This window comes from Thermoactinomyces daqus (assembly GCF_000763315.1).
GTDB lineage: Bacteria > Bacillota > Bacilli > Thermoactinomycetales > Thermoactinomycetaceae > Thermoactinomyces_A > Thermoactinomyces_A daqus.
Map to the genome: position 1 here is coordinate 90,973 of NZ_JPST01000015.1, position 24,243 is coordinate 115,215.

The following is a 24,243-nucleotide window of genomic DNA, read 5'->3' on the forward strand; positions in this document are numbered from 1 at the left end:
GGCTATGCCTCCTTCACGGACGATTCATAGACAAGTGCATCCATCATCCGGCATACCCGCACCATCTGTTTCACATCGTGAACCCGCACGATCTGACATCCTTTGGTAATCCCGAACGCCACGGTCGCCGCCGTCCCTTCCATCCGCTCTTGCGGCGGGAGTCCCAATGTGCGGCCAATCATCGATTTGCGCGAAGTTCCCAACAGGACGGGATACCCCAATTGGACAATGCGGTGCAAATTGCGCATGACAATTAAATTTTCCTCATAATTCTTGGCAAAGCCGATCCCGGGGTCAAGGATGATATTGTGATCTTTTACTCCCGCCTCTTTTGCCAGGCGAACGGACTCGAGCAAATCCCCGCATACCTCTTCGACCAGGGAATGATACCGGGCTTCACGGCGATTGTGCATCAGGATGAGGGGAACATCCAATTCCGCGGCCACGTGCGCCATCTCCGGATCTTTTTTTGCTCCCCAGACATCATTGATGATATGCGCACCCGCCCGGATCGCCTGCCGCGCGACTTCCGCTTTATAGGTGTCAACCGATAGCGGAAGATCAATTTCCTTTGTCAAAACCTCAATCACGGGCAGAACCCGCTCCAGTTCCTCTTCAAGGGAAACCGGTTCCGCTCCCGGCCGGGTGGATTCACCGCCGATGTCGATGATGTCCGCTCCGTCCTGCGCCAACTGCCGGGCATGGCGAACCGCCCGGTCGATCCGGTCATATTTTCCGCCATCGGAGAAAGAGTCGGGTGTCACATTTAATATTCCCATCACCAATGTGCGATTGTGGTAAGAAAGTTGATAAGGTCCAGCTTCAATCACTTGATTCGTCATTTGTTTCGCCCTTCCCGCGCAACTCATCGCTGTCAGTCAGCCATGTCACATATTGATGATAGGCTTCAATCAGGCGTTTCGTCAAAGGAAACTGAAACCACTCCCGCCCTTCCCATTCGGTGACCGGGACAATTTCAAGCAATGAGTTAGCGATAAAGATTTCGTCAGAATCGTACAGAAAAGAGGGAGAAAAGGCACCCTCTTTTACCGGAATGCCGAGCAGCGCTGCCAGGCGCAGGATAAAGCGGCGCGTCACTCCGTTTAAAATCCCGAGATCCAGCGACGGTGTGTACAACACGCCATTTTTCACAAAAAAAAGGTTGCTGACGATTCCTTCTGCCACATAGCCATCGGGAGTGAGCATCAATCCTTCGGTATCCGACAATTGGCCCAGCTCCTGCCTGGCCAGGATGCTGTTCAGATAGTTATTTGTCTTGTACGGCTCCGCTCCCCCGATCGCTTGGCGGGAAACAGATACCGTTTTCATCTTTCTTCCGCGGTTAAAAGGCTCTCCCGGAGAAAAGGGGAGCGGACGCAGCCAGACAAAGCTGTTCGGCTGATCATAGCCGGAACCCAGCCCTGCCCCCGCATTTCCGCCGGTCACCATCAGGCGGACGACTCCCGAGGTATATCCGGTCTCTCTGATCAATGTATCAATCTGGCCCCGCCACTCATCGGGAGAATGCGGAGACTTGATGGCCATTCGCTTCAGCCCGGCCTCCAAACGTTCGAGGTGATCGGCAAACAAAAACAGATGACCATCATAAAGGCGCATCGTTTCAAATGCCCCCACTCCGTACAGCAGGCCGTGATCAAAGACGGAAACCACCGCTTCCTCTTCCCTAACGAGCCGTCCGTTCATCATGATCGTTCCCATGGGATTCCCCTTCCATTCCCGCTTGAGGAAATCAATTCTGTTTGACATAGGTTTGCAGGAAGTTGGCCAAAAGCGTTTTTCCATGTTCACTCAAAATCGCTTCAGGGTGAAATTGCACACCCTCCACCGGCAAAAAGCGGTGTCGTATTCCCATGATTTCACCTTCCGCCGTTTTCGCGCTGACAACCAGCTCTTCAGGCAACCGATCCGGATTGACGATCAGGGAATGGTAGCGGGTCATCGTCACAGGGGAAGGAAGCCCGCTGAAAATGGTTTCTCCGTCATGGAGCACCTCGGAAGTTTTTCCGTGCATAAGACGTCCCGCCCGGATCACTTCCCCGCCAAATGCCTCGGCGATCGCCTGATGTCCGAGACATACGCCCAGGATCGGCATTTTCCCGGACAGGTGCTTGACCACATCAAGGCAAATCCCTGCTTCCCGCGGCGTTCCCGGCCCCGGCGACAGCACAATCGCCTGCGGGTTCTCCTTTTCTATTCCATCAACGGTGAGCTCATCATTGCGCACCACTGTCAAATTCTCACCCAGTTCTCCAAGATATTGAACCAAGTTGTACGTAAACGAATCATAGTTGTCAATCATGAGAATCATCTTTTCTCTTCTCCTCTCACCTGATCTTATCTAAGCTCTTCTAATCACATTATTTTAACACATGCATAATCAATCTTCATCTGTCATTCTCTCTTCAAGCCAAAAAAGCCATCCCGGAAAAAGGGACAGCTTGGAACAGGTCATGATTCGATTAATCAAACTGGTACAACGGCGTGGTCAGATACCGTTCACCGTTGCTCGGAGAAACGGTAACCACTTTCTTGCCGACACCCAGGCGACGGGCTACTTTAACCGCAGCGGCCACAGCAGCTCCCGAGGAAATGCCGACAAGAATTCCTTCCTCGCGGGCCACACGGCGCGCCCAGTCAAACGCTTCCTCGTTCCCGATCTGGATCACTTCATCGTAAATTTGCGTATCCAAAATTTCCGGTACAAATCCCGCACCGATTCCCTGGATTTTATGAGGCCCCGGTTTGCCGCCGGATAATACGGGAGAATGAACCGGTTCAACCGCAATCACTTGAATATGGGGAAATTTCTCTTTTAACCGTTTCCCGACACCGGTAATCGTGCCGCCTGTTCCCACACCGGCCACAAAAGCGTCAAAGTCGCCGCCTGTTTGTTCGATGATTTCCACCGCAGTGGTTTCATAATGAATCTTGACGTTATCCTGATTGCTGAATTGCTGAGGCATATAGGCATTGGGGTTTTCGCGCGCAATTTCTTCCGCTTTGGCGATCGCTCCCTTCATTCCTTCGGCACCGGGGGTCAGCACCAATTCGGCCCCATATGCTTTCAACAGATTGCGACGCTCCATGCTCATGGTATCCGGCATGACCAGAAGGGCGCGGTAACCTTTGGCAGCAGCCACCATCGCCAGTCCGATTCCGGTATTTCCGCTGGTCGGTTCCACAATCGTATCGCCCGGCTTTAGTTCGCCCCTTTTTTCTGCTCCTTCTATCATGCTCAAAGCAATCCGGTCCTTGACACTTCCTCCGGGATTGAAAAACTCCAACTTGAGAAACACATCAGCATCCGATTTCCCGACTACGCGGTTCAGTTTCACCAATGGCGTCTGCCCGATCAAATCCAAAACGTTGTTGACCACTCGCATCGCGAACCCCTCCTAATCCGATTTAGTTGATCAGAATTAAACCCTAGTATAGCGAATCATAGGACCATGGATCAATCCATTTTTCTCATTTTGAGGGCTGCTTGGCGGGAATTTCGGGCTGATCCATGCACCCGCGAAGCCAACGGTTTTCCCTTCTGCTGAATGAAGAAGAAGGGCTGTTCTGCCGGTTGACAAAATCCCGAACAGGAATCCGCCGGGCCACAGGGCTTTACTCTGCTCCCGGCTCCTTCATCGCAAAGGTCGCTGAAAAAAAAGCACCCATTCGCTTCTGTTTAAAGCTTGTCAAAAGCCTTTACCGGTCAAAAGAGGAAATCAGCTTTTCCAGATCACCGGCACTGAACAGATATTTTTCGTTGCAGAAGTGGCAAATCACCTCTGCTTGCCCCAATTCACGCAAAATGGATTCCAGTTCCTCTCTGCCCAGCGCTTTCAGCATCGCTTCCGTTTTGGTGCGGGAACAATTGCAGGCAAACTGCACCGGCTCCCGATGCAGGATCTCCAAATCATTCCCCATCAGGAAAGCGAGCAATTTCTCAGGGGTTTCCCCTTCTTTCAATCGCTCCGTAATCGACTTGAGCTCGGAAATTCGCTGTTCCAGCCGGCTGATCGTTTCATCATCGGCGCCCGGCAATACCTGAATCATATAACCACCGGATACGAGGATTTTCTCCTTCTGCACCAGGACTCCCAGCCCGACGGAAGAGGGGATCTGCTCCGATACGGTCAAATAATAAGTAAAGTCTTCGGCCAATTCCCCGGAGATGATCGGCGAAGTTCCGCGATAGGGTTCCTTTAGCCCCAGGTCTTTGATGACATAAATGCTCCCTTTTCCCACGGCGGAAGCTACATCCAATTTATAGTCCTGATTGCCTTCCACGGCCGGGTTATCCACATAGCCGCGAACTTCCCCTCTCCCGTTCGCGTCCGCCACGATCTGCCCGATCGGTCCGTCTCCCTGCACCTGAAGGGTTACCTTATGTTTTTCTTCCTTAAGCGTCAATCCCATCAAAGCTCCCATGGTAGCCGTTCTTCCCAAAGCCGCGCTGACCACGGGCAATGTCTGATGACGACGCTGCAATTCTTGCACCAACTCCGTCGTGAGGGCAGCAAACCCACGCACCTGCCCGTTCGCTGAGATGGCTCGAATCGCATAATCACCCATGTTGGTTTCCTCCTTCAATCCTTGACGACAGTAACTGAATCCTGCAGTTTGGCAGAGTCTTACTTTTGATTTCGTTCATAAATGAGTTTCAGCCCTTCCAGAGTCAGGTGGGGGTTCACGATATCGATTGTTTTAGTATCTCCGCAGATGAGTTGGGCCAATCCGCCGGTCGCCACTACTTTGGGGCGCTTTTTCAACAGGGCTTTCATCCGTGTCACAATTTCATCGACAACCCCCACATAGCCGTAATAAATGCCTGCCTGCACCGCGTGTACGGTATTCCGGCCGACGACTGAATCCGGCTTGACAATTTCCACCCGCGTCAGCTTGGCCGCTCTTTGGTATAAAGCTTCAGCGGAAATGTTTACCCCAGGGGTAATCGCTCCGCCAACATAATGCCCCTCTTCATCGATGAAGCAAAAAGTGGTAGCCGTGCCGAAGTCCACGATGATGAGCGGCGCCCCGTAGAGTTCCAGTGCGGCTACGGCATTGGCAATACGGTCGGCCCCCACTTCTCTCGGATTGTCATATTTGATGTTCAGTCCGGTTTTTACCCCGGGCCCGAGAATCAAAGGCGTCTGATTCATGTATTTTTGTGTCAGCCGCGTCAAGACGATGGTGAGCGGAGGAACAACCGAGGAGATGATGACACCGCCGATCTCATTTAACGACAATCCTTCGTGGCTTAACAAATTTTTCAGCAACACCCCGTACTCATCTTCGGTGGCATTGCGATCGGTTTGCAGACGCCAGTGATGGAGAAGATGATCTTTATGGTAAACCCCTAACACGATATTGGTATTTCCCACATCCATCACTAATAAAAGTTGATCGATTTTCTTCATTTTTGACACCCGCTTTTGGTATAATCACCTACATCTTAGCAATCTCCGGTTTATTGGACAATGGCATCGGGAGCTCACCAAAGCAACCCGGCAGAGTCGTGGAGGCCATCAATCCGGTGAAACAGGCCCCACGACTGTACATGCAAAGACAGGATCATAGAAAAAAGAGGCGTTTTCCCGCCTCTTTTCCCGTTAAACCGTTCGGTTTCCGTCCGGATTGGTTGAATCCGAATCATTGTGGACAATCGAATTTTTATCCGGCTCTTCATCCAACTCGTTCAATGCGGATGCTCCGTTGGTATAGGAGGTATCACCGGAATTCTTTGTTTCATGGGAGACGCTGCTCTCGTCCTTCTCTTTTTCCTCTTTCCCCTGGATCGTCACCTTCACGTCATCATCATCCAACTTCCCGTTTTCGAGAAGCTGCTTAATTTGTTCTTCATCCAAGGTTTCACGAACAAGAAGCGTTTGCGCAAGCAATTCCAGTTTATCGCGATGTTCGATGATCAGGTTTTTGGCGCGATTGTAGCATTTGCGAATCATCTCTTGCATTTCCATGTCGATTTCATATGCCACTTTATCGCTGTAGTTTTGCTCATGACCGAGGTCACGGCCCAGGAATACCTGACCTTGGGAACGCCCGAAAATCATCGTCGCCAGCTTGTCGCTCATCCCGTATTCGGTAATCATCGCACGAACGATGCTGGTTGCTTTCTCGAAGTCATTGCTTGCTCCCGTGCTGATCTCCCCGAAGAAAACCTCTTCGGCCACGCGACCGCCCAACAAACCGGTAACCCGATCGAGAAGTTCGCCTTTGGTTGCCAGGTAGCGATCCTCTTTGGGCAACATCATCGCATAACCCCCGGCCTGACCGCGGGGAACAATGGTTACTTTGTGAACGATATCCGCATTCTCCAGGTAGTAGCCGCAGATTACGTGGCCGGCTTCGTGATATGCCACAATCTTGCGTTCTTTTTCACTGATGACGCGGCTTTTCTTCTGCGGGCCGGCGATTACCCGGTCAACCGCTTCGACGATTTCTTCCATGGTGATTTTCTTCTTGTTGTTGCGTGCTGCCAGCAATGCCGCCTCATTGAGCAGGTTTTCCAGATCTGCTCCGGAAAAACCGGTCGTCCTCTGTGCAATCACGCTCAATTTAACACTGTCCGCCAGCGGTTTGTTGCGGGCGTGCACTTTCAATACCGCTTCCCGGCCTTTCACATCCGGACGGTTGACCAAAATCTGACGGTCAAAACGTCCCGGACGCAACAGCGCCGGATCGAGGATATCGGGACGGTTGGTTGCGGCCATGATAATAATTCCCGCATTGACGTCAAATCCATCCATTTCCACCAACAGCTGGTTGAGCGTCTGCTCGCGTTCATCGTGACCTCCGCCCAGGCCGGCACCGCGCTGACGACCAACGGCATCGATCTCATCTATAAAAATAATGCAAGGAGCATTTTTCTTCGCTTGTTCAAACAAGTCGCGTACACGGGAAGCTCCCACCCCGACAAACATTTCGACAAAATCGGAACCGCTGATCGAGAAAAACGGGACTTTTGCTTCACCGGCAACCGCTCGCGCAAGCAAAGTTTTCCCCGTACCAGGCGGACCGACGAGCAGTACCCCTTTGGGAATGCGCGCGCCCATTTGCGCATAACGGCGGTTATCCCGCAAGAAATCCACAATTTCAACAAGTTCAGCTTTCTCTTCATCTGCCCCTGCCACATCATCAAAGGTTACCCGCTTCTTCTCATCATTGTACAGTTTCGCCTTGCTCTTGCCGAAGTTCATGACACGGCTGCCGCCGCCTTGAGCTTGGTTTAACATGAAAAAGATAAGAAGTAGGATGATGACCGAGGGAATGATGGATGTAATGAAGCTGAGCCATACGGATTCACCCTTCGTCGGCTCCACTTTCATCCGAACATTGGCCTTTTGCAAATCCTGAATGACCGTGCTGCCATCACCGGCAGGTGCAGTGGTGACAAAGCTTTTCTTGGGGTCATTTGTGAACTTGCCGGTAATATGGTAAGTTCCTTTATCCAACTGGATCGAAATGTCGTTCACTTGCTTGTGAAGGAGCATCTGCCTGTATTGAGAATAATCCAAAGTTGTCGTATCCGTGCTCGGGTTTGCGATCATATTCACAACCCCGATGGTTACTAGGATGAGGATAATATATAATACTCCGTTCCTGAGGAAGAAGTTTTTCATCCCCGGCCTCCTCTCAGTCCACTTGTATCATTGTATCACAGTCGGCAAAACATTCTCAATAGAACCTGATTACGACTTGTAAACCTCTTCCTTTAGGATGCCGATGTAAGGGAGGTTTCGGTATTTTTCGGCATAATCCAATCCATAACCCACCACAAACTCATCCGGGATGGTAAATCCGGAGTAGTCAGGACTCAAATTCACTTTCCGGCGATCCGGCTTATCGAGTAAGGTAACGATTTTGACGGAAGCGGCATTTCTCCCTTTAAGCATTTCTACGAGATAACTGAGAGTCAAACCAGAATCGATAATATCTTCGACGATCAATACGTGACGTCCTTCGACGGCGCTGTCCAAATCTTTCAGGATTCGCACTACACCGGAAGATGTGGTGGAATTGCCATAACTGGATACCGCCATAAAATCCATCTGCAGCGGGATCTCCAATTTGCGGATCAAATCGGCCATGAAGGGAACGGCTCCTTTCAGAACGCAGATGCAAAGAGGGTTGAGGTCTTGATATTCTCTGGAAAGCGCCTTCCCCAGTTCGGCCACTTTTTCTTGAATCTGCCTTTCCGAGATTAGTATTTCCTTAATATCCTGATGCATGTCCGTCCTCCTGTATCTTTTTTCAATCATTCTCCCGATTCGGACCATCTCCTGCATGCCAATGCAAATAAAGAAAGCGCCTGGTATCCGGTGTTACCGGTGCCGCGCCCGACCGCTTAATCCCCGGAATCCATACGATCTCATCTTTCGTCACCACAAGCGGATACTGATCCCGGATCCGTTTCGGCACTTTCGCCTCCATCATTAAGCTTTTCACTTTTTTTCTTCCGGTCATACCCAAAGGTTTCATTTTGTCTCCCGGCCGGCGAAATCGTACATAAAGCGGTTCTTTCAGCTTGTCACGATCAAAGACGGCACTGTTCGGCCCCATCCTCATCCTATGTATCGGCTCATCCGTTTCCAACACTTCTATTTTACCCAAAAGACCCGGCAACGAAGTCACTCCAGGAATGGACAGCGGAATGGTCTCTGAGAGAATCGGCGTTGTTTGTTCATTTGTGCTTGAATGAACTTTCAGGATCAGCTTTTCATATTCCCGCTGCGCGATGATGCCTCCAGGGAGGTGGATCATTGCAGACGGGGACGGAAGCTGGGCCAGATTCCTTACTTGTTCCACAGAGTCAAGCGTCACCTCATGCGTACCGTAATCCCAAAGATAACTTAATATTAGTTTAACTACCCTTCTTTGTAAAGCGACCGGAAGGTGAAGAAAACTTGAAACATCGACAAGAAATTGTCCATTTTCCTGCTTCGCCACGACTTGATCCGCTGCCTCAAGTGTCAACTTTTCCCAAATTTTTTCTTCCTCACGGATCAATTCCGACAGGCGCAAAACGGCGTCTGCCACTCTGGGGTTAAAAGAGTGGATCAGCGGAACGAGTTCGTGACGCAAACGGTTTCGGGTATAGTCATTGGACAGGTTGCTCGAGTCCAAGCGAGGGTGAAGCCCCTGCTCCCGGCAATAATGTTCAATCTCATCCTTGGTGACTCCCAGAAGGGGGCGGATCAGCCCGATGCCCTGCCACCGCCTTTCCCATTCCATCCCGGCAAGACCGCTTACCCCGGTTCCGCGGATCAGCCGCATCATCACTGTTTCCAGCTGGTCATCGGTATGGTGCGCCAGCGCCAGCTTCGTCGCTTTTCGCTTCCTTGCCACCTCTTGAAATGCATCGTAGCGCAACTGACGGGCAATCGCCTGCTTGTTCCCGCCCAGCTCCTTTCTCTTTCCGCTCACATCGACCCGCACCACGTCGCACGAAAGAGCCAGGCTGCGGCAAAATTCCCGGACAAAACGGGCATCCTCTTCGCTTTCCTCTCCCCGCAACTGGTGGTTGACATGAACAGCCCCCACCGAAAAACCCGTTTCCGCAGACAAACGGTGCAAAACATGAAGGAGTGCGATAGAATCAGGGCCACCTGAAACACCGACCAGGACATGATCCTGTTTCCCAATCAGTTTCCGATTGGCAATTTCCTGTTTTACCCGATCATAAAACAAAGCCATCTTCCCCTAATCGTGAAAAATAAAATCCCGGGAACCCCCCGGGACTCTCCACTTCCATCATACTCTTTTTGCCGTCTGGAAGCAATTTCATCCAGCTGCTTGCGTCCGCTGCAATCTTTTTACACCCGGCAGGCGGATGGTCGACCATTCGGGCGTGTGCTGTTCGACTTTGGAGACGACAATCGTCATATCGTCCCTGATTCTTCCTTCATAAACCCGGACCACCTTTTCCAGCAGACAATCGGCAAAATGCTGCGGGTCCTTGGTATCGATTTCCGCAATCATCCGGGTCATCCACGCATCTTTGTTCACTGCATAATGCGGCGCATCATAAACCCCGTCGGTCATCATGATCAGCAAGTCTCCCGGCTCCAGCTGCATTTCGATCGGATCGAACTCAATCTCGTTCAAAATCCCGATTGGCGGGTTGGAGCCAGAAATCATGATCACCTTTTGTCCGCGTTTAATGAACCCCGGGGTTGAGCCGATCTTCATAAACCGCCCCACCGCCGTGTTCAAGTCCACAATCGCCAGATCGACGGTGGCAAACATCTCATCTGCCGAACGCAGGCTCAGTATGGAGTTCACGGTGTCAACCGCCCGTTCTTCATGCATTCCCGCCATCAGCAGGCGCCGGAGCAGTTTCAAGGCCGCACTGCTCTCCTCTTGCGCCCGTTGACCGTTCCCCATTCCGTCGGAAAGAGCCACCGCATATTTTCCCGTTCCCAGATTCATGTAACAATAGCTGTCCCCGGAAACCAAGCCTCCGCCCTTGGCCGCCGTTGCCGCCCCTGTCTTCAGTTCAAACCGCTGGGCGGAACCCAACGTAATCACCGCACCGGGTGAGCCGTCTTTCACCACCTTGCGATAAACGGAAATCGGTTCGCCCAGGATCTCCGTCAACAGGGGAGCAACCAGCTTTTTGCATTCCTCCAGGCCTTCCCGTTCCGGCATGACAACCTCGATCTCCACTTTCCCCTCTTCGAGATTGATAATATCCACCCGCTGAATCGCCAGTCCCAGTTCTTCCAGTGCCTCATGGATTTGCTCTTCATGGGCGGTCAGCACTTGTGTCTCATGCCTGATTTCCTTGGCCAATTTGCCCATCACTTCCGACATTCCCGCCAGTTGGTCGGAGACGAGCCGGCGCGATTCCTGCATTTTTTCTTTCCAGTAAATATTTTGCTCGAATCGCGCATATTGATTTCGTATCGAGGCAAGAACCCGCTCCGGACGGATACAGTGGCCCCGCCAGCTTTCCGGAATTTGCACCGGGGCCCGCGCTCCCTTCGCTTCGACCAGTGTCATGAGATCCGTCATGCCCTGATAGGTTTTCATCACATGTTGTTCCCAGCATCGCTCTGCATTGCGGCAGCCCGCGCAGGCCTGGTTCATGATCTCCGAGATGAAGATCTGCACCTGGTCTTCATCCTCTTTGCGATGTTTGGTCGCATCCTCGCGGAAACTGAAAGCCAGCTCTTGGAACAATTCCGTAAATTGCTCTACTTTTTTCGCCGTTACATCGCGAAGCCGCTTGATATATTCCTGATGGGCAATCTGATTTTCCGATGTCCCCGGAACATAGCGGGACAGCATGCGAATAAGCCTCTCCGGCGTCAGCAGAAGGAAAACAATGGCGATCGCCGATTCCTGCAAGGACAACCACATCGCCGAAGTCCCGCCGTCATAAAGCGTCAAAATGGAAGAACCCAACATAAAGCCAATTGCGACTCCAATGCGTTTTCCTTCTTTGAACAAACCCGCGAGCAAACCGGAAAAAGCCAGCAAGCTGATTTCAGGAAGCGTCCGCGTATCGGACAAGCTAAGGATGAGACCTGTCACCACTCCCATTGAAGAGCCGAGCATGCCTCCTCCGACCAGAGCCAATACCAGGATCGCGTAGCGGGAAACGATGTGAACCAGGGACAAGTCTCCCGCTTTTAAGCCAATCGTGCCCGTCATCACCGACCCGAGCAAGATGACCAGGCAGACGATTTCCTCATGGCGCAGGGTGATTCTTTTTTTCTTGACGGTAAACACGGGGAGGGACTGGACGAAAATGAATGTGAGAATAAAGCTGAGAGTCACATCGACCCCGTCCAGCATCATCCGGTACGGACGAAATCCTGTCCATCCCAGTTCAATAAGGTGGGCCGCGATGCTTGACAATCCCACAACGAAAGGGGCGTAATTGATCTGTCCTTTGCCCGCCCATTCCCACAATCGATGCATTAAAAGCAAAATGAGCAAGGTTCCGGTCGTTTTTGCCGCTTCCATCCCCCCCAGCGTCGCTGACCCGGCAATCAGGGAAGCCATCACGACCGGCCATTGTTTTCGTGCCAGGTATAAAATCACCGCCAGATAGGCGATCGCAAACGGGGAAACAAAATCGAGAATCGTCGCGCGGCCCAGCAGCACCCCCATTCCGATCACAGGGATATTCCACATGCCGGTCCAGCGATGGATCGCCCTCTTCTGCCGGCTTCGATCCACACCAAACCACATAACCGGACGAATGAATAAATTTTTAAAATGAGTTCTTACTTGCATCCCTTCCACCTCGCTATTCGATTTGTGCCCTCCCATTATAGCGAGGAAGCAACTGGAAAGTTTGTCAATTTCTCTGACTGTTTTAAAATTTTTTTGCGACATTTTTTAACCATCATCGCCTTTTGTTCATTTTCCCGGTTTCCTTCTGTTGCAAGATTTTCAGGGCAAATGAAAAAGGCCCCGGAATGGGTACCGGGGCTCATTTGTTTGCGTCATAGTTTGTCGTTTTCAATCTGATTGGGCATGGGAGCGACAAAACTTCCAAAGAAAGGATCAGACGGGAAATCCTCCCTGTCGAAAACGGGCTATGTTCTGCGATGGTAATGATCAGTCAGAGGGTACATCTTCGCTTCGTGGATAAACGCCGGGATCAGCTTTCGTTCCGTTTGCAGGCGAATCATTTGATCGAGCGTGCGCAAGGCATGTACCTGCTGCCGCCGTTTCAGCTGCCCGCGCTCCACCGCATCGGCAAACTCATCGATGTCGATAAGGTGATAGCGCCCGTCCGGGTAGACGATCAGATCGAGCAGCAAATCGACCATCACATATTTCAGCCGGTTGACCTGGTACATTTGCATCACATCGCAATAGTAATACAGGAATTCACCGGAACGGCCAAACACTTTGGAAATCGTATATCCTTTGCGAACGAAATAATAGGTGAGAAAAATGCGCTCGCCATCCGGGTTGGCATATTGGGTGGCAAAACAATGGCGGCCACGCCAGTCTCGCACTTTTTCCGTATAGGTTTTATTAATCGTTGTAAATTTTATTTTTTTAATGGCGACATTCACACAACCACTCCCATGCTTTTCAAGCCGCAAAACGGCACAAAAAAAAGGCGATTTCCCACCCGCGCGGGCTTCCTCGCCTTCTCCTCGGTTTAAAATTGGTAGCGGCGGAGGGCCTCGAACCCCCGACCTCACGGGTATGAACCGTACGCTCTAGCCAGCTGAGCTACGCCGCCATGTTTGGTTGCGGGGACAGGATTTGAACCTGCGACCTTCGGGTTATGAGCCCGACGAGCTACCGACTGCTCCACCCCGCGACATTTTAATGAGCATCGCTGCGAACAATGTTTATTATACTGACAGTCCACTGCAATGTCAACAAATAAATTTATTTTTTTTATACGAAATTCTCCATGGCGGATAGAGAAGGTCTTTCCCTTGAAAATCCTTAACTTATTCAATTCTCCCGTCCGTTTCCGGTCATGTCATCCTGGCGGAAACCGCTTGAGCTTCTGTTCGCGAAACTCGCCGCTCCCTGTTTATACCGGTCTATCCTGTATGGTTCCCGGGATTCCCCCCGGACAAACTCATTCGCATCTACTTTTTCGATTTTCTGTAAAAGTCTGTTGCCGTCTCCCCCCTTCTGGGTTTGCTGAGCTTTCTCATAAAATCCTGCCGGCCGTCCTTCTCTTCCAGAAAAGAAGCCTCTTGCCCTTTCCCAAAAGCAAGAGGCTTCCCCTGGACACGACCCCTTAATCATCTCCGGTTGAATAAACTTCTTCACCCGGTTTCCCAAATCCCATTTTATGCGCCAATTCGAGCAGGTACTTTTCATCGTGCAACTTTTTGATCTCATCCTTCAGCTCTTTGGTGTGCCGCTGCCCGTCAGCCAGTTCCGCCTTTCTTTCCGCCAGGATCTTTTCCCTGTCCCAGATATGCACCTGCTGCACAATCAGCTCCACAATCGCCCAGCAGAAGAAGAGAACCATGGCGCCCAGCCAGATCAGGCGTCGCCGACGTACAACCGGGTGCAGCGATCTCTGCTTTCTCTCCCGGACTTTGGGCTTTTCCGATTCCTGTGATGTCCGACGAAACTGCAAAATGTTGTCGTTCATCCGATGAAAAGGCACGTTATCCACCCTTTGCTCTTATCTTATTCCACCATCGCTTTCCTCTCTGAATCAAGTTGCGACCTTTGATGAAGCAAGGCTCCAGCCAGCGCTGCACGGGTCGGTACAGCGGGCGTGCCAGCCACAGAAAGGGCATGAGCAACCACCTGATCACCTGAAGGGCAAACCGCAGAACCACGATGGCCAATTGCCAAAGAGAAAGGAGCGGCACCCAGAGACACAGGCGCAAAATCCGGAAGCAGAAGAACAAAAGCCGCTCCATCCCGTAAAGAAACAAACGGATCATTTTAGTGACCGTCCGGCTGAACCAGCGAAAGTACAAGAGAAAACCAACTCCGACGGCCACAAAAAAATAAAACCGCATCTCTCCCCAATTGCTCCAGAAGAGCAAACCGAACACAAGCCCCGCTGAAACAACCCAGTATAAAAGGTCGATCAGGGAAATGATCCAACCCCGCAAGCGGAACCGAATGGTCAGCACGCGATAAAAGTCCAAAAAAACGCCCAAGATCAGCCCGGAACTGAGCATGAGCCCCATCGTCAGCCATTGCGTGCCGAGGTTCACTTGAAGATCCTTCCCCAGATGCTTTTCGCTTTTTCCGAAGCGGGCATATGGACATCCAAATAGCTCATATCGATAATGTTGCCTTCGATGGAAACCCGCCCTTGATCGAGATCCAGATTTTTTATGTGCAAGTCTTGTCCGCGAATGCCAAGATACCCGTAGTCGGTTTGCAGCAAAAATTCTTCGCTGTCAAAACTCTCCACCCGGATCACACCGCTCACTTCGAGCGTATTCCGGTTGGTCAATACGATTTCATGCCGGGTTGCAGCCAAGACGTCTTCAACCATATCAAGTACCTCCTTCCTTGGTACCATGATATGGACAAAGCTTATAAATTAGAACTGGCCTGTTCCTCTTCCACGGTCGGCTCTTCTTTGACGATGGTAAACATCTGCCCCGCATCCTCTTTTTTGACGGATTCCCGGATCGCTTCGACCCGGGCTGTTACCGTTTTTTGGCCAAAACGGATGCTGATCTCATCCCCCACTGCCACATTTGTCCCGGCTTTTGCCGGCTTGCCGTTGACCGAAACCCGTCCCTGGTCGCACACTTCCTTGGCAAGCGTACGGCGCTTGATGAGGCGTGATACTTTTAAAAATTTGTCCAATCTCATGCTGTCACCTCATTTTTCAGGCGGCCGATGTGCATTGGATGGCAAGGATTCCGCCTCCAAACGGAAGGAATCCTGAAGAGGAAATTTGCTCCCGGACACTTGACGCTTACGGCAAAGCGATCAGAACCGCGGAAATCCCCCTCCGTCCCAATCCTGTATTTGCTTAATCAACACCGCCTGATCTGTCAGTTTTAGATTTTCTCATCAGAAGGGAAAATCCCTGCTTAGAATTTCACATTATTGACAAGATCCGGGAAGAAGCCGATTTTTCACCGGACCTACCGGTGTTTCTCTTTTTGTTTGGCTTCGTTCCACCATTCATCCATCTTCTCCAGCGTCAGATCTTCCAGGCGTTGGTTATGCAGAGCAGCCTGGTTTTCGATATGGCGAAATCTTCGTTCAAACTTGCGGCAGGCGTTTAAAAGCGCCAATTCCGGATCGACTCCAAGGAAGCGGGACAGATTGACAATCACAAACAGAAGATCGCCCAGTTCCTCTTCCTGTTCCGCTGCGGTCCGAGCCTGGTGCAGTTCCTTCAGTTCCTCCTGCACCTTTTCCAGCACTTCCTCTTTTTTCTCCCAATCAAACCCCACTTTTGCCGCCTGTTTCTGCTGTTCAAAAGCCATCATAAGCGTCGGCAGATGCTTGGAGACCCGATCCATGACAGACTTTTCCTGATGCCCTTCTTTTTCCTTCGCTTTGATCTTCTCCCAATTCACCTTCACATCCTCGGCGGTTTCCGCATGCTGCTCGCCAAAAACATGGGGATGGCGCCGGATCATCTTGTCATTCAGGCGGCCGATCACATCGTAGACATTAAATGTCCCCTCTTCGCTGGCGATTTGCGCATGGAGCATCACCTGAAGCAAAACATCGCCCAGTTCATCCGCCATTGCATCGGCATCCTCCTGGTTGACGGCTTCCAAAAACTCATATGCCTCTTCAAGCAAATAGGGGCGCAGACTTTGGTGTGTCTGTTTGCGGTCCCACGGACAGCCCTCCGGACTGCGCAAATGCCGGATCACTTCCACCAAGTATTCAAAGCGGCGGTAGAGGGCTTTCTCTTCCTTGACCGGCGGAACATAAACGGAAGTCAGATCGGTAAAATCCTCCACCCGGTCGAGTTCAAACAAGGGGAGCGTAACCATCTCTTCCATTCCTTCAATCCCCAAAGCCGTGGCAATCGTTACCTCGTACTCATCGGGATACACCTCCATCAGCGTGAGCTTCACATCGGAGGCAACAAAACGATCATATACCTGTGCGATCAGCACATGGGAGCGCGGATTGAGTTGTTCCGCAGTTAAACCCGTTCCATCCAAAAGGACAAACCCTTCGACCGGGTCGATTTGCAGCCGGGCAAACGCGGGATCCAAAAAGCTCCCGCTTCCCCCGCGTATATCGATCTCAATTCCTTTCCGTTTCCCCTGGTCGAGCAGCAATTGCACCGTCCGCTCAGCGACCATGGGATGACCCGGAACCGCATAGACAATCTCTTCCCCTGAAGCAAGCGCGAGCAACCGACTGGCAATTTCCCGGTAGACAGAAGGGAAGTCGGCGAATTCCTCATAGACGGAATCGAAAGAGGAAAAAGGAATCCCCTCCTGTTCCAGCCACTTCACCACCGGATGCTTTGCCGTTCGCAGCCAGATCTTTTTCTTGTCTTTCAAAAGGCGAAGCGTGCCAAGCGACAACCCTGTTTCATCGCCAAATCCCAATCCGACAACCACAATTTTTCCGTTCATCGTTTCACTCCTTCAGCTCGAGCAGCCGCCACCTTTCCAAAAGCGGCAAAATTTTTCTTTCCAGTTTCGGCACTTTTTCAAGGTCGGCACGCGTCAACGCACCGAAGCGCAAAAGCGCCCACAAATAGACGACTCCCCCGATTCCCACGCAAGAGAGAGCGATCACGCTCATCGCCATACGAGATTCGTCGCCGTCAACGAGGAGCGCCTTTAAGCCCAGCATCACCAGATAAACGACTGCCGCCATCCACGCGGTTGCCCAGATGGTTTTCAACGGCAGCCCCTTCAGGACGGTGGTTCCCCATTCCTTTTTGAGGGCAAACAAATTGAGTGCTGCCGTACAAGCAAAAGCGATGACAGTGGCAACCGCCGCACCACGGATGCCCAGCAGAGGGATCAGCCACAGATTGAATCCCAGTTTCACGGCTACTCCGATGAGCAAGGTCACCGCCGGTACATAAACCCGGCCCAACCCCTGCAAAATGCCGGTTGTGGTATGCACGAGTACGGTAAAAATCGCGACAAAGGCCAGGATCGACAGCGCATCTGTACCGGAAGCATCCTTAAAGAGCATCACATTGACAGGTTCGACAATCACCGCCAAGCCGACCGATGCCGGCAGTCCCAGCATCCACGTCAGACGCAGGGCCAACTGCGCCCTCTCTCCGGCCATCTGATCCTGTTTGCGCGCTCTTGCTTCCGCAACGGCGGGCACGATGGAAAGAGAGATTGCCGTCGCAAAAAAAGAGGCAAATTGAATCAAAGGCTGCCCCCGGTCAAAAATGCCTTTGGCAATCACCGCCTGATTCAAGCTCAAGCCGGAATCAACCAGCAGATTGGCAATCGTAAAGGAATCCACCAGGGAAAAGAGCGGCAGCACCAGCGCACCGAAGCAGACCGGTAAAGAAATCGAGATAATGGAAACGACGATGCTCCTTATGGAAGATTTGCTTCGCGGTCCTCCCGATACGTTCCGGCTGTACTCTTCTGCCCGGTTTTTGCGCATAAAAAACAGGAGTACAGCGATGGCTCCAACTGCACCCGTTGTCGCACCGAAAACGGCCCCGGCACCGATCTGCGCAAACCCGAAGCCCGTTCTGGTCAGATACCAGGAGAGAGCCAGAATCGTCGCCACGCGGATCAACTGCTCCACTACCTGTGACAGAGCTGTCGGAGCCATGTTCTGATACCCCTGGAAAAAACCCCGAATCGCTGAAGCAGCCGGAACGAGCAAAAGAGCAAACGATACCGCTTGAATGGGCAGGGTTAACAAGTTCCTGTTTCCCATCCATTCAGCCAGCTTCCCCGCTCCGAAAAAAAGAACCAGAAAGAAAACAAATCCGATGAGCAGAAGCGACACCAGAGCAATCCGGAAAATTTGTCGCGCTTCCTCTTCTTTTTCCTCGGCCAACTTTTCTGAAACCAATTTGGAGATGGCTGTCGGGAATCCGGCCGTCGCCAGGATCAACAGCACACTGTACAAGGGGTAAACTTGTTGATAGACAAACATCCCTTCATTGCCGGTGATATTTTGATACGGAATCCGGTAAAGGGCGCCAAGTATTTTGCTGAAAAAAGCCGCCAGCCCCAATATGGCCGCCCCGCGAACAAAAGATGATTGCAGTTGTGCCATAACGTTCCCCTTTCACTCCGCTATCCTTCCCATTATACAAGGAGTGAAAAAGGCCCGCAAAGAAAAAGTGGCAGTGCTGAGCTGGTCATAATCCGGCACAATCCGGGGATGAAGCCAAAAATGCGTGAATCATGGTGACACCGATGAACAGCCATTCGAAACGCAGGGAAGCGGGGGATGTCCGCCCATCGGACTGAAATGCACTTTTGCAGAAAAAAAGCAGGTGTCATTTACCTGCAAATTTACCTGTACAACCATTTTGGGGCTTTCAGGCCGGCAGCCAAGCGCTTCATGCTTCATCTCTAGTGTTCCATCTGCTTGCCGAGAAACGATGCCGCCGTTCCGGCCACCTTCACTTCCAATTCGCCCAGCCTGACTCCCTCTTTTTTTGAAAAAATCACCACGGCTCCGATGGGATCTCCTCCTGCGATGATCGGGACGATGCAGTAGGATTGGTATTCTTCTTGCATCCCCTTGAAAATCTCCGCCTTCCCCGGCACGGTCTCCAAATGGGTCCGGCGCTGCTCCATACAGGATTCCACCGTCTCACTGATCGGCTTATCCAAGTATTCCTTTTTGGATACTCCTGCCGCCGCGATCACCCCATCCCGATCGCAAATCACCGTGGCATGCTGCAAATTCTCAAACAGCGCTTCCGTGTATTCCTGTGCAAAATCGCCCAACTCGCCGATTGGGGAATACTTCTTCAAAATGACTTCGCCATCGCGGTCAACAAAAATCTCAAGCGGGTCACCTTCGCGAATGCGCAGTGTTCGACGAATCTCCTTGGGGATCACAACACGTCCGAGGTCATCAATTCGGCGAACAATGCCGGTTGCTTTCATAAACACGAGTTCCTCACTTTCCTAAAAATTTTTAGTAGTTCTGGTTAAATTAGTTCTAACGCCCATAGTATTGTTCTGCTTCCAATTAATTATGTACATAAAAAAAGCAGAGTCCGATTGAACTCTGCTTCAGATCAAACGATTTGATTGTTACGCGGGCAAAAGCGATTTGAACTTCAAGTCACTTTTAACCAGGTTGTTGTAGATTTCTTCCCGCTTTTGGGCTTTGACATCATCCGGGGCATCGGCAATCGGTTTCTGCTGTCGGTCCAGCACCTTGATGATGTGATAGCCGTAAGAGGTTTTGACAGGATCGCTCACTGTATTCAGAGGCAATGTTTTGCATGCTTTGGAAAACTCAGGTACAAACTGGTCAACCGATCCCTCGATCACCCCACCGTTATCCTTGGAGCCGGGATCATCGGAATACTGCTTGGCCAGTTTGGCAAAATCACCGCCAGCCGCCAGTTTTTTCTCAACTTCTTCGGCCCGTTTCTTGGCATCGGCATCAGAACGCTTCGGCTGCTGGTTTTGTCCATCCCCGACGGCGATCAGAATATGGGCCGCCTTCACCCAATCATATTTGTCACCTTTCATCTGCTCATCGTAGTACTCATTTACTTTATGGTAATCGACGAAGAACTGTTGGAGTTCCTCTTTCGTAAATCCTTTTCCTTTGATGGCATCCGCCAGATTTTTCGGCGCTTTGGAGCCTTCTGCCTGCGGTGCGTTTTTCAAACCATTTTCAATATCGCTCATGGTTTGATCCGCTTCCTTGTCATACTTTGGATCATCCTTGACCTTGCTCACCATATATTGTCTGGCCGCATATTCTTTTGCCAGCTCTGCCCGCAACTGATTCTGCTTATCCTTCATCGAAGACATCATCAGCCCCAACTGCGGATCAAGGAAAGCGATAATATTGATATAGCGATTGAGTTCCCCTTCCGTCACTTTCCCTCCGTTATACTCCGCCACCACTTTTTTCCCCGTCGTACTGAGCGGCTTGAATTCCGTCACCTGCTGCGAATTCTCCTTGTCAGCGGTATCCTGGTTGCTCTGTGTGGCGGCACATCCGCCGGCAACAATCGAGACAATCAAAATTAATGCTAACAGTCCCGCGATCCATTTTTTACCCAGTCGCATTTTTAACGGCTCCTTTCAGTTTGGGAACGTCTTTATATTTTATCAAAAACTGTTCCACCATTTCTAATGCCCTCTTTGAAGACATTCCTTTCACTTTGAAGACAACCCCGATTTTTTCTCCTGTGGAGAAGCGAATTTTTCCCGGGAAATCTTGCGCGATTTGGAAAAGCTTTTGTCCGTCGATTTTCTCGTTTTGCGAAGGGTGAAACAGAAGGGAGATATCCCCGTCCTTTTGCTCGATGGCTTCAATTCCGCAGGACATCGCAAAAGCCTTGATTTTCGCGATTTTCAAAAGCATCTGCACCGGTTCCGGTAAATCGCCGAAACGGTCTTCGATCTCCTCTTCCAGATCACTGACCTCATCCAATTCGGTTACTCCGCGAATTTTTTTGTACAGCTCGATTTTCTGCTTCTCATCCCGGATATACCCTGACGGCAAATAGGCGTCAACGCTGAGATCGATCACCGGTTCACCCGGCTGTTCCTGCACGTTTTTCCCCTGAAGCTCATTGATCGCTTCCTTCAGCATCTGACTGTAAAGCTCAAATCCGACAGTGGCAATATGTCCATGCTGTTCCGCCCCCAAAATATTACCCGCACCGCGGATGGACAAATCCCGCATGGCGATTTTAAACCCGGACCCAAGCTCAGTAAATTCCTTGATCGCTTGCAACCGTTTTTCCGCCGTTTCCGAGAGCACTTTATCCCGCTGGTACGTAAAGTAGGCATAAGCGATCCGGTTGGAACGGCCGACACGTCCGCGCAATTGGTACAGCTGGGACAAGCCCATCTTATCCGCATCATAAATGATCAGTGTATTGACATTTGGAATATCGACGCCCGTTTCAATAATGGTGGTACTTACCAGTACATCAAACTCACCGTCAAGGAAGTCGAGCATAACCTTTTCCAGTTCCGTTTCCGGCATTTGCCCGTGCGCGACCGCCACGCGTGCTTCCGGTACGAGCATGCGAATTTGCTCGGCCATCTGCTCGATGTTCTGCACCTGATTATACAAAAAGTAAACCTGTCCTCCGCGCGCCAATTCCCGCTCCACCGCTTCACGCACGAGTGCGGCCGAGTACTCCAGAACGTACGTTTGCACCGGGAAACGGTTTTCCGGCGGCGTCTCGATTACCGACAGGTCACGCACGCCCATCATCGCCATGTGAAGGGTGCGCGGAATGGGGGTTGCCGACAAGGTGAGCACGTCGATGTTGTGTTTCAACTGTTTGATCTTTTCTTTGTGCTTTACGCCAAACCGCTGTTCTTCGTCGATGATCAACAGTCCCAGATCCCGGAACGTGATATCTTTGGAAAGCAAACGGTGTGTCCCGATCACAATGTCCACTGTACCATTCGCCAAGCCTTCTATTGTCTCCTTTTGTTCCTTGCGGGAACGGAAGCGGCTCAATACATGGATCTGCACCGGAAAACCGGAAAACCGCTCACGGAACGTTTCAAAATGCTGCTGTGCCAGGATGGTGGTAGGAACCAGCACCGCAACCTGCTTCCCGTCCATGGTCGCCTTGAAAGCGGCACGAATCGCCACCTCCGTTTTTCCGTAACCCACATCCCCGCACAGAAGGCGGTCCATCGGTTGTTCTTTCTCCATGTCCTGTTTAATCTCTTCAATCGATCGGAGCTGATCCGGCGTTTCCTCATACGGGAACATCGCCTCAAACTCTTTCTGGTAGGGCGTATCTTTCGCAAAGGAATAGCCCTTGGCCTGTTGCCTTTTTGCATAAAGTTCAATCAGATCCTGGGCAATATCCTGCACGGAGGTGCGAACCTTGTTTTTCACCTTGCTCCATTCGCTGCCGCCCAAACTGTAGACTTTGGGTGCTTTTTCCTCACTGCCGATATATTTTTGCACTTGGTCGATCTGCTCGACGGGAACGTAAAGTTTATCGTTGCCGGCATACTGAATGTGCAGATAATCCTTGTGCATTCCACCTACATTCAGCGTTTCAATCCCGACATACCGACCGATCCCGTGATTTACATGTACCACATAATCGCCCGGCTTCAGTTCCTGATAATCCTTGATCTTCTCGGCATGATCCAGTTTTACGTGGCGTCTTGTCCGCCTTTGCTTCTGAGTAAAGACTTCGCTCTCCGTCACAACCGCCAAGCGGATGCCGCTCATTTCAAATCCGTTTTGCAAGGTGCCAACCCGAATCACCGGTTTTCCCGGGAGCGGCAGATGTACGGGATTGTCACGTTCGATTTTCATCCCGTAATCAGCCAGCACGCGTTCCAAGCGTTCCGCCCGCTCTTCGCTGCTGGCCAGGAAGAGGACGCGATACTGCGCCTTGACCCAACGGTCCCACTCTGTCTTTAAAACGTGCATCTGTCCGTGAAACTGTTGCATGCTGCGACAGATCGCCTGAATGATATTCTGCGGTTGGACACCGGGAATCTGCCTCATAAACAGTGATAAAAAAATGCGTTGAGGCCGGCTTTTTAAGATTACTTCATCATACGGAAGGGAAATTTTGAGTTGAGGCAAAAATTCCCCTTGTCCCAAAAGCGCGGTTTGCCATTCTCCTTCTTCGCGTTCCATCTGCTTGGCGCTTTCCATGATCCTGGTCGGTTCATCCAGAATCATCACGGTCTCCTTTGGCATATAATCCAGCAGACTTTCATAATTCGGATAAATGCAATCAATATACTTGTAAATACCGGCAAACACTGCTCCGGATTTCAGTTGTTCAATATCGTATCCGATCGAACTGGTCAATTTCTGTTTCAACGCAGAATTTTTTACGTTAGCCAGACGTTCCGCCAACAGCTTTTCCACTTGTTCTCCCGCTTGGTAGAGCCGGTCGGCATCGGCAAACAGCTCTGTCGCCGGAGGCAACAGGACTTCTTGCCATTTGTCGATCGATCGCTGGTCGGAAACAGAAAAAGGGCGAATCGAATCGACTTCATCGTCAAACCATTCGATCCGTACAGGTCTGGCAAAATTGACGGGATAAATATCGACGATTCCCCCGCGGACACTGCATTCACCCGGCTTTTCCACCATGTCGACCCGCCGGTAACCGATTTTGACCAATTGTTCAACCAATGGTTCAATTTCTTGCACCATTCCTACTTTTAAATGAACATGATTTTGCGCAAATACGCTTTTCGGTGGAAATAACTTCCGCAGCCCTGAGAACGGAACGATCAACACTCCGTTAAAACCGAGTGACAACCGCGACAACACATCGATCTTGTCACCGAGTGTCTCATGGCCTGCCATGGCAATTTCCGTTGTCACCAACTCATTGGCCGGATAGAGAAGCACTTCTTTCTTGGGCAGGATCTCCTGCAGATCATCTGCCGCTTTTTGCGCCTGATTGAGATTGTGGCAAACGAGCAGCATCGGCCGTTTGCTTTCCTGGTAGACTGCGGCGATATACAACATGCGGGCGGTGCCGGTAAGTCCGGAGACCAGCTGATCTTTCAGTCCGGCTTTAAGCCCCTCCACCGTTGACTGGAAGTCATGATCTTGTTTAAATATATGGATCAACGGCATCATCAGATGTTCCTCCCCTTTTCAAAAACTTCA

20 protein-coding genes and 2 tRNA genes are annotated in these 24,243 nt (G+C 51.1%); all 22 read right to left on the reverse strand.

Features of this window, described 5'->3' with window-relative positions; all coding sequences use genetic code 11:
* Nucleotides 1–2 precede the first annotated feature (2 nt).
* A complete protein-coding gene (gene folP / locus JG50_RS0108410) occupies nt 3–842 on the reverse strand; it encodes a dihydropteroate synthase (protein ID WP_033100678.1) in 840 nt (279 codons plus the stop codon).
* The gene (locus JG50_RS0108415) at nt 823–1,719 is read right to left on the reverse strand and encodes an aminotransferase class IV (RefSeq protein WP_052154124.1); all 897 of its coding nucleotides are present in this window, start codon (nt 1,717–1,719) and stop codon (nt 823–825) included. The genes folP and JG50_RS0108415 overlap by 20 nt, the downstream gene beginning before the upstream one ends.
* Before the next feature lie 31 nt (nt 1,720–1,750).
* A complete protein-coding gene (locus tag JG50_RS0108420) occupies nt 1,751–2,329 on the reverse strand; it encodes an anthranilate synthase component II (protein ID WP_033100679.1) in 579 nt (192 codons plus the stop codon).
* A 151-nt stretch (nt 2,330–2,480) separates the two neighbouring features.
* Nucleotides 2,481–3,404, reverse strand: a complete 924-nt coding sequence (cysK, locus tag JG50_RS0108425; RefSeq protein ID WP_033100680.1) for a cysteine synthase A — start codon at nt 3,402–3,404, stop codon at nt 2,481–2,483.
* 313 nt (nt 3,405–3,717) lie between these two features.
* Nucleotides 3,718–4,587 carry an Hsp33 family molecular chaperone HslO gene (gene hslO, locus JG50_RS0108430; RefSeq protein ID WP_052154125.1) on the reverse strand — a complete coding sequence of 290 codons (870 nt, stop codon included), beginning with the start codon at nt 4,585–4,587 and terminating at the stop codon, nt 3,718–3,720.
* Between the two features lie 59 nt (nt 4,588–4,646).
* Nucleotides 4,647–5,432 carry a type III pantothenate kinase gene (locus tag JG50_RS0108435; protein ID WP_033100682.1) on the reverse strand — a complete coding sequence of 262 codons (786 nt, stop codon included), beginning with the start codon at nt 5,430–5,432 and terminating at the stop codon, nt 4,647–4,649.
* Nucleotides 5,433–5,624: 192 nt separating this feature from the next.
* The gene (gene ftsH, locus JG50_RS0108440) at nt 5,625–7,652 is read right to left on the reverse strand and encodes an ATP-dependent zinc metalloprotease FtsH (RefSeq protein ID WP_033100683.1); all 2,028 of its coding nucleotides are present in this window, start codon (nt 7,650–7,652) and stop codon (nt 5,625–5,627) included.
* 69 nt (nt 7,653–7,721) lie between these two features.
* Nucleotides 7,722–8,261, reverse strand: coding sequence for a hypoxanthine phosphoribosyltransferase (gene hpt / locus JG50_RS0108445; RefSeq protein WP_033100684.1), 540 nt, complete (start codon nt 8,259–8,261; stop codon nt 7,722–7,724).
* Between the two features lie 22 nt (nt 8,262–8,283).
* The gene (gene tilS / locus JG50_RS0108450) at nt 8,284–9,720 is read right to left on the reverse strand and encodes a tRNA lysidine(34) synthetase TilS (protein WP_052154126.1); all 1,437 of its coding nucleotides are present in this window, start codon (nt 9,718–9,720) and stop codon (nt 8,284–8,286) included.
* Between the two features lie 93 nt (nt 9,721–9,813).
* Nucleotides 9,814–12,276, reverse strand: coding sequence for a stage II sporulation protein E (spoIIE, locus tag JG50_RS0108455; protein ID WP_033100685.1), 2,463 nt, complete (start codon nt 12,274–12,276; stop codon nt 9,814–9,816).
* Nucleotides 12,277–12,581: 305 nt separating this feature from the next.
* Nucleotides 12,582–13,070, reverse strand: coding sequence for a DUF402 domain-containing protein (locus JG50_RS19290; protein WP_160173830.1), 489 nt, complete (start codon nt 13,068–13,070; stop codon nt 12,582–12,584).
* Between the two features lie 96 nt (nt 13,071–13,166).
* A tRNA-Met gene (locus JG50_RS0108465) sits at nt 13,167–13,243 on the reverse strand.
* Between the two features lie 5 nt (nt 13,244–13,248).
* A tRNA-Met gene (locus JG50_RS0108470) sits at nt 13,249–13,324 on the reverse strand.
* A 435-nt stretch (nt 13,325–13,759) separates the two neighbouring features.
* Nucleotides 13,760–14,137, reverse strand: a complete 378-nt coding sequence (locus tag JG50_RS0108480; protein ID WP_033100687.1) for an FtsB family cell division protein — start codon at nt 14,135–14,137, stop codon at nt 13,760–13,762.
* Nucleotide 14,138: 1 nt separating this feature from the next.
* Nucleotides 14,139–14,702 (reverse strand): spore cortex biosynthesis protein YabQ, encoded by a 564-nt coding sequence (gene yabQ, locus JG50_RS0108485; RefSeq protein ID WP_033100688.1) that lies wholly within the window; start codon nt 14,700–14,702, stop codon nt 14,139–14,141.
* The gene (yabP, locus tag JG50_RS0108490; RefSeq protein ID WP_033100689.1) at nt 14,699–14,989 is read right to left on the reverse strand and encodes a sporulation protein YabP; all 291 of its coding nucleotides are present in this window, start codon (nt 14,987–14,989) and stop codon (nt 14,699–14,701) included. The genes yabQ and yabP overlap by 4 nt, the downstream gene beginning before the upstream one ends.
* A gap of 41 nt (nt 14,990–15,030) precedes the next feature.
* The gene (locus JG50_RS0108495) at nt 15,031–15,315 is read right to left on the reverse strand and encodes an RNA-binding S4 domain-containing protein (RefSeq protein WP_033100690.1); all 285 of its coding nucleotides are present in this window, start codon (nt 15,313–15,315) and stop codon (nt 15,031–15,033) included.
* 278 nt (nt 15,316–15,593) lie between these two features.
* On the reverse strand, nt 15,594–17,060 hold the full coding sequence (yabN, locus tag JG50_RS0108500; protein ID WP_033100691.1) for a bifunctional methyltransferase/pyrophosphohydrolase YabN: 1,467 nt from the start codon (nt 17,058–17,060) through the stop codon (nt 15,594–15,596).
* A gap of 4 nt (nt 17,061–17,064) precedes the next feature.
* Nucleotides 17,065–18,693, reverse strand: coding sequence for a putative polysaccharide biosynthesis protein (locus tag JG50_RS0108505; protein WP_033100692.1), 1,629 nt, complete (start codon nt 18,691–18,693; stop codon nt 17,065–17,067).
* Nucleotides 18,694–18,995: 302 nt separating this feature from the next.
* Nucleotides 18,996–19,538 (reverse strand): stage V sporulation protein T, encoded by a 543-nt coding sequence (spoVT, locus tag JG50_RS0108510; RefSeq protein ID WP_033100693.1) that lies wholly within the window; start codon nt 19,536–19,538, stop codon nt 18,996–18,998.
* A gap of 150 nt (nt 19,539–19,688) precedes the next feature.
* A complete protein-coding gene (locus tag JG50_RS0108515) occupies nt 19,689–20,684 on the reverse strand; it encodes a peptidylprolyl isomerase (protein ID WP_033100694.1) in 996 nt (331 codons plus the stop codon).
* A complete protein-coding gene (gene mfd, locus JG50_RS0108520; protein WP_033100695.1) occupies nt 20,671–24,213 on the reverse strand; it encodes a transcription-repair coupling factor in 3,543 nt (1,180 codons plus the stop codon). Before mfd ends, JG50_RS0108515 begins: the two co-directional genes overlap by 14 nt.
* Nucleotides 24,214–24,243 lie beyond the last annotated feature (30 nt).